Raw genomic sequence first — 17,424 nt, 5'->3', positions numbered from 1 at the left:
CCTCTACCGTCCCCGCATGCCATTGCGGAGATCAACGGTGCGCGGCCGCGAGTTCGGCGACGCGATGCGGGAGCTGCTGCGGGCGGCGGGCCTCACCAACCGCGCCGCCGCCGAACTGCTGGGCTGGCAGGAGGCCAAGGTCTCGGAGCTGCTCAACGGCAAGGAGGGCGTCAGCGACGTCGACCTCGCCAAGCTGCTGGGGTTGCTGCGGACGCCGCCCGACGAGTGCGACCACCTCATGGCCCTCCACCACGACGCGCACATCCGCGACTGGCTGCAGCCCACGGGTTCCGCCGCGCCGGACCGGGTCCGGACCTTGCGGGAGCACGAGCGGATCGCGTCGGACATCAGCGGCTGGTCGATGAACGTGGTGCACGGCCTGTTGCAGGTGCCCGACTACACCTGGCACCTCGGGCTGGCCAAGCCGCTGGACGAGCTGGACGCACGCGTGCTGGTCGAGAACCGGGTCGTGCGCCAGACCGCCGTGCTCGACGGGCAGCGGACCATCTCGCTCTACCTGCACGAGCAGGCGTTGCGGCTGCCGGTGGGCAACGCCGATGTTATGGCGGAGCAACTGCACCACCTGCTGCGCCTGTCCGTGCGGCCCTACCTCACGATCAGGTTGATCCCCACGGCGTTCGGGCCGCACGCCGGGCTGGCGGGCGACTTCGACCTCCTCAAGTTCAAGAAGATCCCGCCGCTCGTCTACGTCGAGAGCGAGGGGGCCAACGTCTTCCTCGAAGACCAGGCCTCCGTGGGCCGCTACGAGACAGTTCTCAAGTCACTCGATCGGACGGCGTTGGACGAGGTGCAATCGAGGAAGCTGATCACCGACATCATTGGTGAGGAGGCTCGTGATGACCAGGTGGCGCAAGAGTAGTCACAGCGCCAGCGACGGGAACTGCGTCGAGGTCGGTCGTGGCGTCGGCATCCGGGACAGCAAGGCCCCCTCCGTCGAGCTACCTCTCACCGCCGCCCAGTGGGCGCCGCTGCTGCGCCTGGTCAGGACTCGTCCCACGGAGAGGTGACGGAGTCGTCCCACTCCTCCTCGAACACCACCCGCGCCCGCACGGGTTCCGGCAGCACGGGCGGGTCGAGCAGGCTCGCCGCCACCGGAAGCGTCTGCTGGGCCTCGGCGAACTCCTCCGGCGAGATCGACCGCAGCACCTGGTCGCTGCGGGCCGCCGCCGCGGCGAACACGTCGCGGTAGGCGAGGCTGCCCGCCGCCTCGCTCACGGTCATGCGGCCCGACAGAACCTCGCGGGCCATCTCGCTCACCTGCGGGTCCGGTGAGGACCGGACCAGGTGGCGCAGCAGGGCCTGCCGCAGGCGCGGCTCGTCGACATCGCTCACTGCGGCGACCCCGGGGACAGCAGCACGGTGGGCGGGCGGAGGTCGCGCAGCCGGCCGAACTCGACGGTCTTGATCGCTCCGAGGATGCCCGCGGCGCGGTCCTTGGCCTGGCCCCACAGCGACATGGCTTCCGCCACCAGTTCGATGATCTGCGACGCGTAGAAGGCGATGAGCGCGACGGCCGCTCTTCGGGTCAGCCAGTCGTTGTCGACTCCCAGGCTGATCGCGATCGTGGAGAGGAGCCAGGCGTTGGCCATGTCGGAGATGCCGGCGGCGATGCCCGCCAGTGCCTCGTTGAACTTCTGCGCCGCCTGGACGCCCGCCTCGTAGTGCTCGGCGAGTGTCACGCAGATCGGGGCGAAGTCGGTGACGGCTCTGGCGAGGATGGAGAGGTACTGCCCGGCCTGGTCGGCGGCGTTGCCGCGCCAGACGGCGTCCATGTCGGCGCCGGCGCGGCCGATGTTCGCGCCGATCTGCTCGCAGGCGGTCCCGACCTGCCGCCACACCGTGACGCAGCGGTGGTAGGCGACCCAGTCGCCGCTGAGCCAGCGCACCATCGCTTCGAACGGGTCGCGGCCAGCGACCTCGACGCACACCCCGCGCAGGACGGCGGTCGGGCTGAAGACGTCGGAGGAGGGATCGAACTTGAAGAGCGGCCCGTCGTCGCGGGGGCGCTGGGGTTGCGTGAAGTTGTCGGACGGTTCGGCGCCGTCGCTGAACGCGGCGCCGCGCCGGTTGACCTCGTAGGGGCTGAAGTCGGGTCGCGGGGCCGACCCGTCAAGTGCGTGGAAGGCCTTGTCGAGGGATGCCCTGACGCGTGCGTCCTCGCGCATGAAGGCGTCCACGGTCTGGTCGATGGCCTCTGCGCTGTACTGGCCTCGGATCGCGATGGCCTGCATCGCGCCGTGCACGAGTCCGTAGGCGTGTTCGTGGGAGGCGAACGTGTCGAGCAGCAGGCCTTCTTCGGGCAGAGTCAGATCGCCGTACTGCTTGACGTGCTTTTGCCCGTTCGCACCGTCCTCGCCCGCGCGGCGCAGCTGATCGGTGAGTTTTCCCAGTGACTCCGGTGATTCCAGAAAGAAATCGGCCACGTCTCCAGTGGACCAGCGGACCCGTAGAGGAGCGATCACGCATGCGGCGTAACCGGTTCAGCTGACGCCGACGTCGGTCCACGCGCTGCGCACGGTGCTCGCGACCTCGCCGCCGAACAGCGCCTGGGCGGAGGCGACGGTCGCCGCGGCGGCGTCGGTGAAGGTCGAGTTGACCCGCAGTTTCGTGGCCAGCGCGTCGTACCAGACCTTGCCGGCGCGGTCCCAGGCGTTGCCGCCCAGACGGGTGGCGGCGAGGTGGAAGGCCTTGTTGGGGATGCCGGAGTTGATGTGGACGCCGCCGTGGTCGTTGCGGGGGTTGCCGTCGTCGGGCAGGTCGACGTAGGAGCGCATGTGCGCGGGCTGGCGGTCGAGCTGGTGGGCGCGGCCGGGGTCCTTCAGGGACCGCAGCGCGACGCCCTGCAGCTGGGTGCCGAGGATGCCCGCGCCGACGAGCCAGTCGGCCTGGTCGGCGGACTGGCCGAGCGCGTGCTGCTTGACCAGCGAGCCGAAGACGTCGGCCATCGACTCGTTGAGCGCCCCGGACTGCTTGCGGTAGCGCAGGCCGGCCGTGTACTGGACGACGCCGTGGGTGATCTCGTGGGCGACGACGGTGAGGTCGCGGGCGAGGGCACCGGGCTGGAACACCTTGCCGCTGCCGTCGCCGTAGACCATCTGGGTGCCGTCCCAGAACGCGTTGTCGAAGTCGCGTCCGAAGTGGACGGACGAGACGAGCTGGAGGCCGTTGCCGTCGACGCTGTGGCGGCCGAGCACGTCGCGGTAGAAGTCGTGGGTGCGGTCGGCGTTGTCGAAGGCGTCGTTGACGGTGGGGTCGGCCGCGGCGCCGTCGCCCTCCTTGCGGCGCAGGACGCCGGGCAGCCCGCGTTCGTCCCCGCCTTGGACGTCGTGCACGGCCTTGGCCTCGGCGGCGGGTCCGCGCAGCTGGGCGGCGTTGAGGTCGAGGAACTGCACGGCCTCGGTGAGCGTCTCGCGCTGGGCGCGCAGCGTCGCGGACGCCAGCAGGGTCGCGATGGTGTCGCGGAGGTCGACGTCGCCCGCTTCGGCGAGTTCGATCAGCAGGTGCGCGGGCAGGATGTAGCAGGTCATGGGCTTGTCCCCCCTCGGGCGTGTAACCGGAAGGAGGGGTTTCGGCGTGGCGAAATACAAAATTGCCGCCCGTGAGCGGCGTCACAGGTGCATGCTGTCAGCACCGGATCGACCCGAGGACTGATGACCATGACGAGTGCGACCGCGGGCTCCCGCCACAACTGGGAGACCGACCTGGAGCGCTACCGATCGAGGGCGGTCCAGGTGCTCGACACGCACCTGCCCGCCACCACCGGCTGCACCGAGTGCGGCGACCCGTGGCCCTGCGCCCGCGCCTGCAGCGCCGAGCTGGTGCTCGAGCTCTGAGCCCTACGAGCTCACCCGGTCCAGGAACGCGCTGATCCCGGACACCATCCGCTCGACCTGCTCGTCGAGCGAGAGCGACTCGTGGAACCGCGAGCCGGGTCCCGCGCTCTTCTTGCCGCGCAGGTACAGCGAGCACGCCAGGTCGGCGCAGACGTAGACGCCGACCGTGTTGCCCAGTTGCCCGGACTTGCCGGCCTTGCGCGCGCTCATCAGCACCACGCCGTCGCCGGAGTGCGTGGTCAGGCACCACGAGCACATGGACTTGCGCGCCCGTCCGGCCGGAGCGGCCCTGCGCAGCGCGATGCCGGTGGGCCGTCCGTCCAGCTCGATCACGAGGTACGAGCGGTCGGGCGCGGCCGGGTCGGTCCAGCCGAGGAAGTCCAGGTCGTCCCACGGCCGTTCGCCCAGGTCCTTGGGCACGTGCATGCGCTTCGCCTCGCCCTTGGTGGAATTGACGAAGGACGTGCGGAGATCATGTTCGGTCAACGGCTTCATGTCCGGGACGCTAGGCTTTCCTAGAGGTCCTAGGCAAATGATTAAGGACCCTAGGAAGGGTGACGGATGGCACGTGCGGGGCTCTCGGCCGACCGCCTCACGCAGGCGGCGGCGGACCTGGCGGACGAGGTCGGCTTCGAGAACGTGACGGTGTCCGCGCTGGCCCGGCACTTCGGGGTGAAGGACGCCTCGCTGTACTCGCACATCCGCAACGCCCAGGACCTGCGGACGCGCATGGCCGTGCTGGCGCTGGCCGAGCTCTCGGACCGGTCGGCGGAGGCGATTGCGGGCCGGTCGGGCAAGGACGCCCTGGTCGCGTTCGCCTCCGCCCACCGCGGCTACGCCCACGAGCACCCCGGCCGGTACGCGGCGGTGCAGCTGGCGCTGGACCCGGACGTCGCTGCGGACAGCGCCGTGCGGCACACGGAGCTGACCCGCGCGGCGCTGCGGGGATACGGGATGTGGGACCCCGAGCTCACCGACGCCGTGCGGCTGCTGCACAGCACGCTGCACGGGTTCGTGTCGCTGGAGCGGTCCGGGGCGTTCCACAGCCATCCGCGCGGGGTCGAGGCGTCGTGGCTCAGAGCCCTGGACGCGCTGGACTCGGTGCTGCGGGCGTGGCCCGCCTGAAGAAGTTGACGAGGTTGCCGTCGGGGTCGCGGACCAGCAGGGACCGGTTGCCCCACGGCATGGTCGTGGGTTCTTGGACCACCTCCACGCAGCTGAGCTGGTCGTGGACGCCGTCCACGTCGTCGACCTCGAACTCGATGATGACGCTGCGGTTGGCCTCAGGCTCGGCCGAGCCCTCGGCGAACAGGGCCACGGTGTGGGTGCTGCCGATCGCGAGGGTGCCCTTGGGGGTCTTGACCTCGGCGAAGTCGTCGTTGGCCCAGGTCGCCGGCACGCCGGTGGCGCGTTCGTAGAAGCCGGCGAGACGGGCGACGTCGGCGGTGATGATGCGAATCGATGCGAACTCCATGTCCGGCACGCTAGGAGCGATACCGGACAGAATCCGCCCGGTATGTGCGCGAGAATGTCGGGCATGCCCCGTCCGATCGCCCGCGTGCTCTCACTCTTGGAGCTCCTCCAATCCGGAGGGGTGCGGACCGTGGCCGAACTGGCCGGGCGGCTGGACGTGGACGAGCGCACGGTGCGCCGCTACGTCGACCACCTGCTCGACCTCGACGTGCCGGTGGAGTCGGTGCGCGGGCGTTACGGCGGCTACCGCCTCGCCGCCGGGTACCGGATGCCGCCGCTGATGCTGACCGACGACGAGGCGCTCGCCGTGCTGATCGGCCTGGTCACGGGCCTGCTGTCGGGCACGGCGAGCGAGACCGCGGCCGCGAAGGTCCGCCGCGTGCTGCCCGTCCGGCTGCGCGACAGGCTCGACGCGGTGCTCGGCTCACTCGCTTTCACCGCACCGCCCGCCGGGGTGGCTGTGCCCGAGGCCGGCGTGCTGCTCGCGGTCGCCGACGCCGTGACCCACCACCGGCCCGTGGCCATCCGGTACACCGCCGGTGACGGACGCCGGAGTGAGCGGACGCTGCACCCGTACGGGCTCGTCGCCCACTCCGGGCGCTGGTACGTGACCGGCGTCGATCCCGCGCTCGGCGAGGACCGGACGTTCCGGCTGGACCGGATCGCGGCGGCGCGGACGCTGCCCGGCTCGTTCTCGCCGCCTGCCGACGTTGATGCTGCCGAGCGGGTGCTGGCCGGGCTCGCCACCGCTCCGCACCGGTACGAGGTCGAGCTGCGGATCCGGGGGACGGTGGAGCAGGTCCGGGTTCGGTTGCCGGCAAGTGTCGCCGTGGTGGAGCCGGAGGGTGAGTGGGTGCGGGTGTCGTTGCGGGTGGAGCGGCTCGACTGGCTGCCCGGGGTGCTCGCGTCGCTCGACCTGCCGTTCGTGGTGGAGCGGCCGGACGAGTTGCGGGGGCTGGTGGCGGCGCTGGCCGAGCGGCTGCTGGAGTCGGCGCGGGCCGGGGCGAATTCTGTTGCCGGTGGCGGTGCCGCCGATCTACCGTCACCGCCATGATCGACAGAATCGAGTTCCTCGTCCGCGCATGAGCGGATCGCTGTACGACCACGCCCTCGCGCTGCACGCGCAGTTCCCCGACGGGCCGCTGCCCGGGGGCGGGGCTCCCTACCCGGACCAGGAACGGCACGTCCGGCGGCACGCGCCGAGTGATCGGCGGGTCAGGGGTAGGGAAGTCGCCGCCGCACTCGACGACCACTTCGCGTCCCCGACCTCCCTGGTCGAGGACTTCGCGGACACGCTCGCGACCCTGGACGTCCCGATCCACTACAACGAGCACATCGCCGCGGCTGCTCTGCGTGCGGACAGCGACCGCGTCCGGCGCGTCGGCCGCGAGCTCGTGCGGCACGGCCACGACCGAAGTGCCGTCGTCGTCGGACTTGCGTTGCTCGCGACGGACAACGACGACCGCGACATCCCGCTGATCCGCACGATCGGCCTGCTCTCGTACTACTTCGCGCCGTTGGCGGCCAAGGCTCTGGAGCGCCGCAGTGGCGGTGCCGAGGCGTTGACCTGGCTCGGCGACCGCTGCGCCGGATGGGGTCGCGTCTACGTCGTCGAGGCGTTGTGCGACATGATGTCCGCGCGCTCGTGGTTGCTCAGGCACGCCTGCGACGGCGACTACCTCAACGGCTACTTCGCCTACAGGGTCGCCACAGCCGCACACCTCCACGCGGCCCTGAACTGCGAGGACGTCGACGAACAACTGATCGACCACACCGGACTGCTGCTGAACGTCCTCACCGACTCCGGAGGCATGGCCCTCGGCCTGTGGGACTACCCGGCCGCCGCCCCGGTGGTCGAGGCCTACACCCGGCACGTCACGCGCCTGCCGGCCACCGAAGCCAGGACGCGGCACCGGACCCACCTGGCCGAGGCGTTGCGGAAGCGCCCGCTGCCCGGTGTGGACACTTCAGCCACCGTCACCGCACTGCTTGGATGAACTCCATGCGAGCCCTGCTGCTGTCCGTGCTCCTGACCCTGTCCATCGCCGCCCCCGCCCACGCCACCACCGGCTTCGTCGTGCTGAGCGACGTCGACCCGACGATCCGGCACGACATCCGCTACTACACGGCCCACAACTTCGTCGGCACGAGGATCGACGGCTACCGCGCGCCGCTGTGCATCCTCACCAAGCAGGCCGCGAAGGCGTTGCGGACGGTGCAGCGCGAGATGCTCAAACGTCGCTACACGCTCAAGGTCTACGACTGCTACCGCCCGCAGCGCGCCGTCGACCACTTCGTGCGGTGGGCCCGCGACCTCGCCGACCAGCGGATGAAGCCCGAGTTCTACCCGCGCGTCGACAAGACCCGGCTGTTCGCGGACGGCTACATCGCGGAGAAGTCCGGGCACAGCCGCGGGTCCACGCTCGACGTGACGATCGTGAAGCTGCCGCCGCGCTACCAGCGGCCGTACGTGCCGGGGGAGCCGCTCAAAGACTGCGCCGCGCCCGACCGGTTCCCCGACAACACCGTCGACATGGCCACCGGCTACGACTGCTTCGACACCCTCTCGCACACCGACGACCCGCGTGTGACCGGTGCGGCGCGGGAGAACCGGCAGCTGCTCAAGGCGGCGATGGCGCGGGCCGGGTTCCGCAACCTGCCCGAGGAGTGGTGGCACTTCACGCTCAACGACGAGCCGTACCCGGACACCTACTTCGACTTCCCCGTGGCGCGCTGACAGGTCAGACGTGCGCCTCCACGGGCGGTAGCGGCCTCGTCGTGTCCGCGACCTGTGTGAACCTCGCCGTCAGCGGAGCCAGCGGGCGCGAGGTGATGACCTTGTCCGCCACTTTCCGCAGCGCCAGCCCGAACCGGGTGCGGGGGTAGGCGACCCGCACGATCCAGCTCGGGAGATCCTGCACGTCCTGGACCAGCGGCCGCATCCACTTCTCGTACGCCGCGAGTCCGCCGGCGGTAGGCAGGGACGCGGCCAGGACGTAGCCGCTGACGAGCGCGAGCGAGGCTCCGCCGCCGCCCATCGGGGTCACGCACCAGGCGGCGTCCCCGGCGAGGCACACCCGGCCCCGGTGCCACGACGGCATGCGGATCTGGGTGAGCTGGTCGAGGTAGACGTCGTCGGAGGTGTCGAACCCGTCGAGCACGCGCCGGCTCTCCCACCCCGCGTCGGCGAACTGCTCGCGCAGCTTCGCCAGGGCGTCCGCGCGGTCGAGCCCGGTGAGGTCGGCGGAGTGGGCCTGGGCGAGCATCGCTCGGGTCGTGCCGTGGTTGTCGGGACGGAGGTGGACCTGCCGTCCCCTGGTGGTCGTGTACCAGCGCCAGCGGCTGTCGTCCGACGCCGTGCGCGGGATCGTGCCGAAGGCCATGGCGATGCCGAGGTCGCGTCGGTCGACCTGGTCGCCGAAGAGCAGGTCGCGGGTGGCCGAGCGGACGCCTTCGGCGATGACCAGCAGGTCCGCGTGCAGGACGCGTCCGGACGTGGTGGTGACGGTGACCGCGTCGGCGTCCTCGGCGACGTCGGTGATCGTGTCGCCGTAGGTGATCTCGACGCCGTCCGGCAGGTTCTCGAGGATCGTGCGGGCGAAGTCGCCGCGCAGCACCTCGAACTCGGCGGTGGCGCTGTCCGGTCCGTTCGACGGGAGCTCGGCGCGCACCCGTCCGTCCGACTCGACGAACACGGTGCCCGTCTCGGTGGTGTTCTGCGCCTTCACGGCCTCGGTGAGGCCCATCCGCGCGAGCACCTCCCGCGCTACGCCGCGGACGTCGACGTTCTGCCCGCCGTCGCGGAAGGTCCCGGACCGTTCGAGCACCGTCACCTCCCACCCCGTGCGCCGCAGCCAGAACGCGGCCGAGAGGCCCGCGATGCTTGCACCGGAGATCACCGCGTGTCGTGCAGCCATCTGCAACTCCCCATCAGTGGTAGCTTTGCTGCAAAGCTACTTTGAGGCAAAGGCACCTGCATGACAGACGACCCGCTGACCGCCGAGTGGACATCGACGCAGGTCGCGGTGATGCACCGGCTGCGCGACTGGGTGCTCGACTTCGCCGAGCTCAACCAGCACCTCGCCGCGTGGATGGGGCTGCCCGGCGCCGACGTCAACGCGCTGGGGCAGATCATCTGGGCGGCCGAGGCGGGCACCCCGCTGTCCCCGGCGCGGCTGGCCCGGCAGATCGGCATGACCACCGGCGCGACCACGATCCTGCTGAACCGGCTGGAGGCCGCCGGGCACGTCGAACGCACCCGCGAGAGCACCGACCGCCGTCGCGTCACCCTGCGGCCCACGCCGGCCGCGCGCGATCGCGCCCGCGAGTTCCTCGGCGTCGCCGGCACCGAGATCGCCCACGTCCTGCGCACGACTCCGCCCGCCGAACTCGAGGTCGTCGGCGCGTTCCTGACGAGGATGACCACTGCGGCCGACGAGGCGACCCAGCGCTTGACCCGCGATTAGAGGCGCGGGCGCGTCAGCAGGCGTGACAGCACGATCGCGCTCTCGGTGCGGTCCACCGGCGCGGTCGAGCGCACCCGCTGGATGGCCTGTTCGAGGTGCGGGATGTCGCGGGCCATCATGTAGAGCACGGCGTCGGCGGCGCCGGAGACCGTGCACGCCTCGATGACCTCGGGGATGTCCTCGAGCGCCTTGCTCAGCTGGGCGGGCGTCGGGTTGCCCGTGCAGTAGACCTCGACGAACGCCTCGGTGTGCCACGACAGCGCCTGCGGGTCGACCAGCGCGCTGAAGCCCCGGATCGCGCCCGTTGCGACCAGCCGGTCGAGGCGGCGTTTCGCGGCCGACGGCGACAGTCCCGCCTCCTTGCCGATCTCGGCGTAGGTGGCGCGTGCGTTGCGCAGCACGCACCGGATGATCGCTTCGTCGATGCTGTCCATGCGCAAAGATTCCACACGCGGGCCGGATCTTTGCAAAAGATGCGGGTTTGAACGCCGCTTCTGCGGATTGTTCGCGCGTGAGCCCGTACCTAGTGTCCGGCCTGTGACGATCAACGACGTGGAGGCGGCCGCGCTGGCGGCGGTGGACGAGGCAGCGATCGGCCGGCTGCTGGTGGAGCTGCTCGAGGTCCCGAGCGTGACGGGCAGCGCGGCGGAGTCCGAGCTGCAGCACGTGCTGGCCGAGAAACTGCGGCGGCTGGACCTGGACGTGGACCTGTGGTCGATGGACCTCGACGAGCTGCGGGCGCGGGAGGACTTCCCCGGCGGTGAGGCACCGCGCACGGAGGCGTGGGGCCTGGTCGGCGCCACGAAGCAAACGGACGGGCCGACGCTGGTCCTGCAGGGACACGTCGACGTCGTCCCACCCGGTGACCTGGCCCAATGGCGCGGCGACCCGTTCCGGCCACGGGTCGAGGGCGACGTCGTGCACGGCCGCGGCGCCTGCGACATGAAGGCCGGCGTGGTCGCGATCCTCGCCGCGCTGGCCGCGATCCGCTCGGTCCGGCTGCAAGGGCGGCTGGCCGTGCACTTCGTCGTCAGCGAGGAGGACGGCGGGCTCGGCGCGTTCGGCACCCTGCACCGCGGCCACACCGGTGACGCGTGCATCATCACCGAACCGACCAGCGGCGCGCTCATGGTCGCCAACGCCGGCGCGCTCACGTTCCGCATCGAGGTCCCCGGCCAGGCCACCCACGGCAGCACCCGCTACGCCGGTACCAGCGCCATCGACGCCTACCTGCCGATCCACGCGGCGCTCGCGCGGCTCGAAGCCCGCCGCAACGCCGCGCCCGACCCACTGCTGTCCGGCTACCCGATCCCGTACCCGCTGTCGGTCGGCACCCTGCAGGCAGGCGACTGGGCGAGCAGCGTGCCCGACCTGCTGGTGGCCGAGGGACGGCTCGGCGTGGCGCTGGGGGAGGACCCGGCACACGCCCGTGCCGAACTGGAGGCGTGCGTGGCCGAGGCCTGCGCCGCCGATCCGTGGCTGCGGGCGCACCCCGCCGTCGTGACGTGGTCCGGTGGGCAGTTCGCGAGCGGCCGGTTGCCGGTGGGACATCCGCTCGCGGACCTGGTGGGGCAGGCGCACGCCGACGTCACCGGGTCCGCGCGGCCCGCCGAGCGCGGGGCGCCGTACGGCAGTGATCTCCGGTTGTACGCGGGGGCGGGGATTCCGACGCTGCAGTACGGGCCGGGGGACGTGCGGCTGGCCCACGGTCCTCAGGAGCAGGTTTCCGTCGCCGAGATCGTCACGGTCACCCAGGCCCTTGTTCTGGCCGCCCTCCGCACGGTCGGCTGACCGGTGTGGCGCGCATTCGAAGTGTCACCCCGTGCGCATCGCAGGTGTCAGTGAACGATCCAGCCTGATCGTGACGTCTGAGGGCTAGAAGTCCGCCGCACTGATGACGACGACTGCTTCGAGCCTGTTGAGTGGCGCGAACCCCACGGCAAGGGTTGCTCGTGTCCGACATCACGGTAGCGCTCACTAGCCTCTGGTCCGGCTCCATATGAGGTTGCGTCACGGGGAAGGAACCGCATGACAGACGTCCGATACCGGCCGGGACAGACAAATGACATCCTCCGGCATGCCCTGCTCACGGCCTGGAACTGGAGGTGCTATTGGTGTGCTGAACCTGTCGAACACCGTTCTGCGGAGATCGATCACATCGTACCTAAGGATTCCAGCAAGATACTTCTGGCTGAGGTAAAGAAGCAGTTCGACCTACCTGACAACTACGACGTTCATGCGCCGTACAACCTCGCCCCGATCTGCGGTCGCTGCAACAAAGAGAAGAGTAACCACAACCTGACACATCTGCCGCGTATCGCAACGTTATTGAGGGCGAGCTCAGGTCATGCCCCGAAGATCGAGCATGCTGTACATGTTCTCAAGAGCCGAAGAGGGCTTGCAAGCGCATTGATGAAAGTAGCGGCGGCCGACCTTAGCGACAAGAAGACGCGTGAAGCGTTCGAAGTTGGTGCGCCAGCGATCGTTCAACGACTCGCCGGTTTGGACGCAGGCAAGGCTGACTTCCTCTTATCGCGAACGGTTGAGATCGAGGACGGCGACCGTTGTCACCAGGTCGAACTAACGCTTAATGCGCGTGGCCGCACCTCGATTACCGTATTTGAGGAAGTGGCAGGTGGAGATCTGGAGACTGTACTTCAGGAGCCGGTTAGCGAGTTAGTGGAGATCGTGGACTCGGCAGCAACTGTAGAATTCGAAGCCGCTGACGCAATGTACGGGGCGGACGTTGAACCACTGGCAGCCCACTTCGAACTAATTGTGGACAAGGTCGAGTTTATACAGATGCCGTCGCCGATGCGCCTTGAGTTTACCCTCCATGGGATGCTTACCGCGGATGGTTCGACCACGATCGCCCGCGACTCAGTACATGGAGATGGTATCGAGTATATCCAGGGTGATGCCACCGTCACCGGGCGGTTCAAGATAGTGCTGTCATGGCGGTTTGACGAATCGATAGGCTGCATCGATGTCGACGAGGTCGTGTTGGAAAGCAGGGAAATCAACGTGTCAAACGCAGGATCCCATGCTCAGTACGACCGGGATTTGTTCGGTGTCGACCCGGAGTCAGGAAATTGGTGAAGGTGAAGCCGAATAGAAATCGCGCGGCGATTGGATCGATCTGTGTTGGGAATATCTGGCATCGGCCAACAGTGTCGGGCTCGCCCGTGACTTGCGACTCACTTGGGAATACTCGAACCGCGCATGCCGAACTGCTGGCTGAGATCATCCGCGAGCTGACGGGCCACTCCACGTAGAGCGGTGACGTCGTAGTCGGCGGAGAAGGAGGCCTCCACAGCTTTCGGGTTCCGGACCCCGCGCGCTTCTTGAACGGGGTGGTACAGCGTGCTCAGCGCTCCACCACCCAACTGGTTGTCGATTGCCACCAGCGGAAAGTCCCGTGGAAGGTCGTCCCATAGCAAAGCTGCACGGGTCAGGATCGTCCCGACCCCACCAAGTCCGCGGACATGAGTCGATACCAACGCGATTGCCTCCGCGATCACGGCGTCAACGAGCCTGATGGGCACCGGCCGGATATCGGCGACCCGATCGGAGACGCGTGCACCGCGCAGAAATGCCCACAATCCCATCGCCAGAGCGACAGAGCCGTCGTGATGCAGCTCTACCAGGGCGCAATCGACCAGATCATGGGGGTCGGCCGAGTAGTGATTCGATCGGACAACCCAACGCCGCAGGCCGTTCCTCGGGTTGATGATCGCACCGTTTGGCAGCAGCTCGTTCAGCACCGGCACCCGGCCTTGCGGCTTTCCGAACATCTCGGAGACCAGCTCCAGTGCGTTCAGCATCGTCGCGGTCACCTGCTCGCGTTCTGGATGACTGCTCAACAGGGGCACCGGCGCGACCGGCCGAGCCGCCACCGCCACCCAGACCCCCTTCAGTAGATCGATCTCTGGGGCCAGGTCGTCGATCAACGCGCTCAGCGCCGCCCGATCATCGGCCCGCCGGGAGAAGCGATCACGGTAGGCGCGCTCGAGCTGGTTCTCCGACATCCAGTTCGTGTCTGTTTCATAGCGAAACGGAACGCCCATTGCGTTCGTATCACCGATTACATGGGGCGCGTCCGGACTCGGAGGCACGTACACGGCGATCAAGCCGGGGGCACCGTCCTCGCCGTCGAGCGCCTCGATCAGCAGGCCGTCGACCAATGGCCGCACATACCTGTTGGCGAATGACCGCAGGGTCTGCCGATCCCGCTCACCATTCGACACGCCGGTGAGCTCGACAGCCCGCTCGTTCTCCTCGCGGACCCCATAGACGATCAGGCCGCCACGGGTGTTGGCCATCGCCGCCACGTCCTTGGCGAACTCCAGGCGCTTCTTCTCGACCTCAGGCGGCAGCGCCTGCTTCCAGTCGAGGTCGTCGTACTCTGCCATCCTCGCCTCGATCGCCCGCATCACCATGGCATGAGTCAGCGGGGTTGGTGACAGACCAAGCTCAGCATGGATTCGCGACCACCTGATCGGCATCACGCAATGTTAATCGCCCAAGGACCTCGGCTTTGCACCACACCGGAGAGCGGCTCAGAAGATCTCGTTCTGAGTACTGCCACTGCGTTCGTCGCGGTCAACGGCGGGCGAGGCCCAGCGCTTGGGGAGGCCTGGACTTGTCCCGAACCGGCAGAACTGGCGGTTGGTGCTCGAGTGGCTGTGCACCCGTCGTGTAGATGCTCCGTGTGGGTGGCTTGGGTGCGACGTTGCGGTGATGTCGGTTCGACGCGCCGCGACGCGGGTTGATACTGCGATCGCCACGGTCGAGGCCGCGTTCGGTGGCGACGGCATCTCGCATGTCCGACGTGGACTGTCCGATGTCGGTGGCCGCGCGGTCTGCCGGGATGCCTGTTTGCAAGGGGTGCCCTCGGCCGGATCGAGGGTCAGGAGTGGTGGTGCTGTCTGCCTATGGTCCTGGTGACGGCGCGTCGGTGGTGGTCCGACGCGCCGGGGGCGGCGGTGCGCGGGTGCGTGCGGAGGTCCGGGCGCGGGTGGTGGATCGTCTGACCGCGTTGCGCTCAGTGGGTGCGCTGAGAGTCGGGCATGTCCGGTCGGCCGCGAACGCAGCCGGGGTCAGCGAACGCACTGTTTACAGGTGGCTGGCCTGCGCGGCACCGACCGGGCAGGGTGGTGCCGCTGGAGAGGACACGACCGGGAACACCACGGAGCGAGGTGGTCGACGCTTCCGGTTGAGCCCTGCGGATCTGGAGGCGTTCGAGGACTACAACGGCAATATCAGCGCGGTGTTCCGGGCCCGCCAAGCGGTCGTGGAGGGTCGCGACGAGGTGTTCGGGGTGCCGATCGCCGAGCATCTGCGGCAGGGATGGCGGGATGCGCGCCCGGTGGCGCTGCGTACGTTGCAGGCGGCGTTCAGGGCGCAAATGACCCCCGCGGAGCGGGCCTACTGGCGGGAGGGCAGCGAAGGTCGGCGTCGCATGCGCACTTACAGCCAGCGGCAGGTGGCGTGCCGCAACGCGGTCTGGCAGGTCGACCACACTCAGCTGGATATCGAGGTGCTGCCGCCGCACGGTCCGGTGTGTCGGCCGTGGTTGACCTCGTTCCTGGATCATCGGCACCGCGTGCTGATGGGCTGGGTGATCGCGCTGCATCCGGACCAGGGAGTGGTCGCGGCGGCCCTGCGCTCGGCGATCGTGGCCGACCCGGACGATGGCAGGCACGGCGGGCTGCCATCGGTGATCGAGCATGATCGCGCCTGGGAGTTCGGGGCGCGAGCATTGCGGGCGGCTTGCGGAACGCTGCAGATCGACCTGCGACCACGGCCTCCACGCACACCGCGCTTCGGCGGGGTCGTGGAGCGCTGGCACGGCACGATCGACCGGTTGCTGCTGTGCCAGCTGCCCGGTTATACCGGCGGCGCTCGCGACGGGAAGGGACGGCTGTTCGGGCCGGTGCGTGACGACCGGTCCTGGCGTGAGCATGCCGGCCGCCCCTCACCCGATGGCGAGGATCACGTCCGCGACGACCGGGATGCCGCGGGCACCGTCGGCGACGATCAGCGGGACCGGCGGGCGGTGACGCTGCGGGCGTTCATCGCGTTGTTCGCCCGGTTCGCTGTCGCCTACAACCAGCAGCATCCGCATCCGGAGCTGGATGGGCTTACACCGCTGCAGTCCTGGCAGGCCGATCCGAGCCCTCTGAGCACCGTCGATGAGGCCCTGTTGCGCGACCTGCTGCTGCAGCGGCGCGACAGCGTCATGGTGACCTCGAAGGGGATCCGGTTCGAAAACCTGCACTATCTGGTTCCGGATCTCCAGGTGCAGGGCATGGTGGGGGAGCGGGTACAGATCCGCTACGCCCCGCACGACCGCCGGTTCGTCGAGGTCTACCAGGACGGACGGCATCTGGGCACCGCCTACCCGGCGCAGGCGCTGACCCCGGAGCAGAACGAGCGCCGCCGCCAGGCGTGGAGTGAGGAAGGCCGCCAGCTAGGGGCGCGCCGCCGCAAGGCCAACCAGCGGGCCCGTCGCAGGCTGGAGCCGCTCAACCGGGCCACCGGAGATCCACAGGACACGCTGCCCGCCGCGGTGACTGCTGCGCGGGCTCCGAGTACACCGCTGCGAGGTTCCGCGAGTTTGCTGGACCTCCGCGACCCGCTGACCCTGCTCGACGCAGCCGCCACGACGGACACCCCAGCATCTGGTCCACCGCAGGTTGCACGAACCTCCGGCGGACACCCGATCATGTCGCCCCATCGCGGCCAGGACCGGATCAGTGACTGCGGCGTCCGCGACGCCAGGTCGCCGGAGGAAGGCACGAGATCGGATGCCTGAGCACTTCCTGCGCCTGGCTGGTGCCACCACCATGCCCACCGAGGAGGTGCAGCTGGTCGAGCAGGACGTGCGGGACCTGGTCCGGTACCAGGGACTGGGTGTGGTTCACGGACGTGCTGGGGTGGGCAAGACCTTCGCGGTGCAGTGGTGTCTAGAACGGCTGGACCCAGTCACCACCGACACCGCCCGTGGCGGCCCATTGCGCGTGGTGCAGGTGGTGTTCACCCACGCTCCGACCGCGCTGGAGGTAGCCAAGGAACTGGCCCGCGCGGTCCTGGTCGACCCTCCCCGCAACGCCAACCGCTACCGGCTTCAGAACCTGGTGCTGGAACGGGTCACCGGCCGGCCGCACCTGCTGGTCGTGGACGAGGCCCAACGCCTGACCCGGCACACCATGGAAGTACTGCGCTACTTGTGGGACCACAAACCGAGCCAGCTGGCGGTGCTGCTGGTCGGCGGCGACGGCTGCCGGGAGGTCGTCGCCCGCGAACCGATGATGGAGTCGCGGGTGTTCCGCACCCGCCACCTTCAACCGCTGCCAGGACGTCGTGTGCCGGAGTTGATACGCCGCTACCACTCCCTATACCACCGCGCCGAAGCAGACCTCATCGCGCGAGTCGACGCGGAGTTCGCCCACGGCATCTGGCGCAACTGGGCGTCCTTCACCCTCACCGCGGCCGAACTGGCCGCCGAGCACGACCGCGACACCCTCGACGCCGAACTCGTCGACAACACCTACCTACGGCTCGGAGCCGCGTCCCTGCCCGGATGAACACCTGACCGTCCCGACCACAACCCAAGGCCACGGACAGAA

The 17,424-nt window shown here is 69.1% G+C and carries 20 protein-coding genes; 12 read left to right on the top strand and 8 right to left on the bottom strand.

The window, feature by feature from the left end; translation table 11 throughout:
* Positions 1-16: 16 nt before the first annotated feature.
* Together ABZX02_RS09240 and ABZX02_RS09235 are read left to right on the top strand one after the other, a co-directional pair.
* Complete coding sequence (locus ABZX02_RS09240) at positions 17-880, top strand: helix-turn-helix transcriptional regulator (protein ID WP_355296411.1); 864 nt, start codon at positions 17-19, stop codon at positions 878-880.
* On the top strand, positions 858-1,028 hold the full coding sequence (locus ABZX02_RS09235) for a DUF397 domain-containing protein (protein WP_355296409.1): 171 nt from the start codon (positions 858-860) through the stop codon (positions 1,026-1,028). Before ABZX02_RS09240 ends, ABZX02_RS09235 begins: the two co-directional genes overlap by 23 nt.
* Here ABZX02_RS09235 and ABZX02_RS09230 read toward each other — a convergent pair.
* Genes ABZX02_RS09230 through ABZX02_RS09220 form a run of 3 tightly spaced genes read right to left on the bottom strand, consistent with a single transcriptional unit; the run spans position 1,003 to position 3,548 of the window.
* The gene (locus tag ABZX02_RS09230) at positions 1,003-1,353 is read right to left on the bottom strand and encodes a hypothetical protein (RefSeq protein WP_355296407.1); all 351 of its coding nucleotides are present in this window, start codon (positions 1,351-1,353) and stop codon (positions 1,003-1,005) included. The genes ABZX02_RS09235 and ABZX02_RS09230 overlap by 26 nt on opposite strands.
* A complete protein-coding gene (locus tag ABZX02_RS09225; RefSeq protein WP_355296405.1) occupies positions 1,350-2,444 on the bottom strand; it encodes a hypothetical protein in 1,095 nt (364 codons plus the stop codon). Before ABZX02_RS09225 ends, ABZX02_RS09230 begins: the two co-directional genes overlap by 4 nt.
* A gap of 57 nt (positions 2,445-2,501) precedes the next feature.
* Complete coding sequence (locus ABZX02_RS09220; RefSeq protein ID WP_355296403.1) at positions 2,502-3,548, bottom strand: M4 family metallopeptidase; 1,047 nt, start codon at positions 3,546-3,548, stop codon at positions 2,502-2,504.
* 129 nt (positions 3,549-3,677) lie between these two features.
* On the opposite strand from ABZX02_RS09220, the gene ABZX02_RS09215 reads away from it, so the two are divergent.
* On the top strand, positions 3,678-3,854 hold the full coding sequence (locus ABZX02_RS09215) for a hypothetical protein (RefSeq protein ID WP_355296401.1): 177 nt from the start codon (positions 3,678-3,680) through the stop codon (positions 3,852-3,854).
* 3 nt (positions 3,855-3,857) lie between these two features.
* Here the strand turns inward: ABZX02_RS09215 and ABZX02_RS09210 are convergent, their stop codons facing one another.
* Positions 3,858-4,349, bottom strand: coding sequence for an FBP domain-containing protein (locus ABZX02_RS09210; protein WP_355296399.1), 492 nt, complete (start codon positions 4,347-4,349; stop codon positions 3,858-3,860).
* Between the two features lie 66 nt (positions 4,350-4,415).
* Between ABZX02_RS09210 and ABZX02_RS09205 the strand changes: the two genes are divergently transcribed.
* Positions 4,416-4,979, top strand: coding sequence for a WHG domain-containing protein (locus ABZX02_RS09205; protein WP_355296397.1), 564 nt, complete (start codon positions 4,416-4,418; stop codon positions 4,977-4,979).
* Here the strand turns inward: ABZX02_RS09205 and ABZX02_RS09200 are convergent.
* A complete protein-coding gene (locus ABZX02_RS09200) occupies positions 4,930-5,328 on the bottom strand; it encodes a VOC family protein (protein ID WP_355296395.1) in 399 nt (132 codons plus the stop codon). The two genes, ABZX02_RS09205 and ABZX02_RS09200, sit on opposite strands and share 50 nt — an antisense overlap.
* Positions 5,329-5,391: 63 nt before the next feature.
* On the opposite strand from ABZX02_RS09200, the gene ABZX02_RS09195 reads away from it, so the two are divergent.
* Genes ABZX02_RS09195 through ABZX02_RS09185 form a run of 3 tightly spaced genes read left to right on the top strand, consistent with a single transcriptional unit; the run spans position 5,392 to position 8,064 of the window.
* Positions 5,392-6,381, top strand: a complete 990-nt coding sequence (locus tag ABZX02_RS09195) for a YafY family protein (protein ID WP_355296394.1) — start codon at positions 5,392-5,394, stop codon at positions 6,379-6,381.
* 28 nt (positions 6,382-6,409) lie between these two features.
* On the top strand, positions 6,410-7,324 hold the full coding sequence (locus tag ABZX02_RS09190) for a hypothetical protein (RefSeq protein WP_355296392.1): 915 nt from the start codon (positions 6,410-6,412) through the stop codon (positions 7,322-7,324).
* Positions 7,325-7,329: 5 nt separating this feature from the next.
* Positions 7,330-8,064, top strand: a complete 735-nt coding sequence (locus ABZX02_RS09185; protein ID WP_355296390.1) for a M15 family metallopeptidase — start codon at positions 7,330-7,332, stop codon at positions 8,062-8,064.
* A 4-nt stretch (positions 8,065-8,068) separates the two neighbouring features.
* On the opposite strand, the gene ABZX02_RS09180 is transcribed toward ABZX02_RS09185, so the two are convergent.
* The gene (locus tag ABZX02_RS09180; RefSeq protein ID WP_355296388.1) at positions 8,069-9,244 is read right to left on the bottom strand and encodes an FAD-dependent oxidoreductase; all 1,176 of its coding nucleotides are present in this window, start codon (positions 9,242-9,244) and stop codon (positions 8,069-8,071) included.
* A 60-nt stretch (positions 9,245-9,304) separates the two neighbouring features.
* On the opposite strand from ABZX02_RS09180, the gene ABZX02_RS09175 reads away from it, so the two are divergent.
* Positions 9,305-9,793 (top strand): MarR family transcriptional regulator, encoded by a 489-nt coding sequence (locus ABZX02_RS09175; RefSeq protein ID WP_355296386.1) that lies wholly within the window; start codon positions 9,305-9,307, stop codon positions 9,791-9,793.
* Here the strand turns inward: ABZX02_RS09175 and ABZX02_RS09170 are convergent.
* Positions 9,790-10,227 carry an Lrp/AsnC family transcriptional regulator gene (locus ABZX02_RS09170; RefSeq protein ID WP_355296384.1) on the bottom strand — a complete coding sequence of 146 codons (438 nt, stop codon included), beginning with the start codon at positions 10,225-10,227 and terminating at the stop codon, positions 9,790-9,792. The genes ABZX02_RS09175 and ABZX02_RS09170 overlap by 4 nt on opposite strands.
* Before the next feature lie 103 nt (positions 10,228-10,330).
* Here ABZX02_RS09170 and ABZX02_RS09165 point away from each other — a divergent pair, with 103 nt between their 5' ends.
* Together ABZX02_RS09165 and ABZX02_RS09160 are read left to right on the top strand one after the other, a co-directional pair.
* Complete coding sequence (locus ABZX02_RS09165) at positions 10,331-11,584, top strand: ArgE/DapE family deacylase (RefSeq protein WP_355296382.1); 1,254 nt, start codon at positions 10,331-10,333, stop codon at positions 11,582-11,584.
* A gap of 237 nt (positions 11,585-11,821) precedes the next feature.
* On the top strand, positions 11,822-12,892 hold the full coding sequence (locus ABZX02_RS09160; protein ID WP_355296381.1) for an HNH endonuclease signature motif containing protein: 1,071 nt from the start codon (positions 11,822-11,824) through the stop codon (positions 12,890-12,892).
* Positions 12,893-12,990: 98 nt separating this feature from the next.
* On the opposite strand, the gene ABZX02_RS09155 is transcribed toward ABZX02_RS09160, so the two are convergent.
* Positions 12,991-14,298: an ATP-binding protein gene (locus tag ABZX02_RS09155; protein ID WP_355296379.1), complete on the bottom strand. Its 1,308-nt coding sequence runs from the start codon at positions 14,296-14,298 to the stop codon at positions 12,991-12,993.
* 710 nt (positions 14,299-15,008) lie between these two features.
* On the opposite strand from ABZX02_RS09155, the gene ABZX02_RS09150 reads away from it, so the two are divergent.
* Together ABZX02_RS09150 and ABZX02_RS09145 are read left to right on the top strand one after the other, a co-directional pair.
* Positions 15,009-16,610 carry a transposase family protein gene (locus ABZX02_RS09150; protein ID WP_355296378.1) on the top strand — a complete coding sequence of 534 codons (1,602 nt, stop codon included), beginning with the start codon at positions 15,009-15,011 and terminating at the stop codon, positions 16,608-16,610.
* The gene (locus ABZX02_RS09145; RefSeq protein WP_355296376.1) at positions 16,603-17,382 is read left to right on the top strand and encodes an ATP-binding protein; all 780 of its coding nucleotides are present in this window, start codon (positions 16,603-16,605) and stop codon (positions 17,380-17,382) included. Before ABZX02_RS09150 ends, ABZX02_RS09145 begins: the two co-directional genes overlap by 8 nt.
* The last annotated feature ends 42 nt before the right edge of the window (positions 17,383-17,424 follow it).

Origin of the sequence: Lentzea sp. NPDC003310, assembly GCF_040610935.1 — a bacterium.
Classification (GTDB): domain Bacteria; phylum Actinomycetota; class Actinomycetes; order Mycobacteriales; family Pseudonocardiaceae; genus Lentzea.
This window is presented reverse-complemented; position numbering and strand designations above follow the sequence as displayed.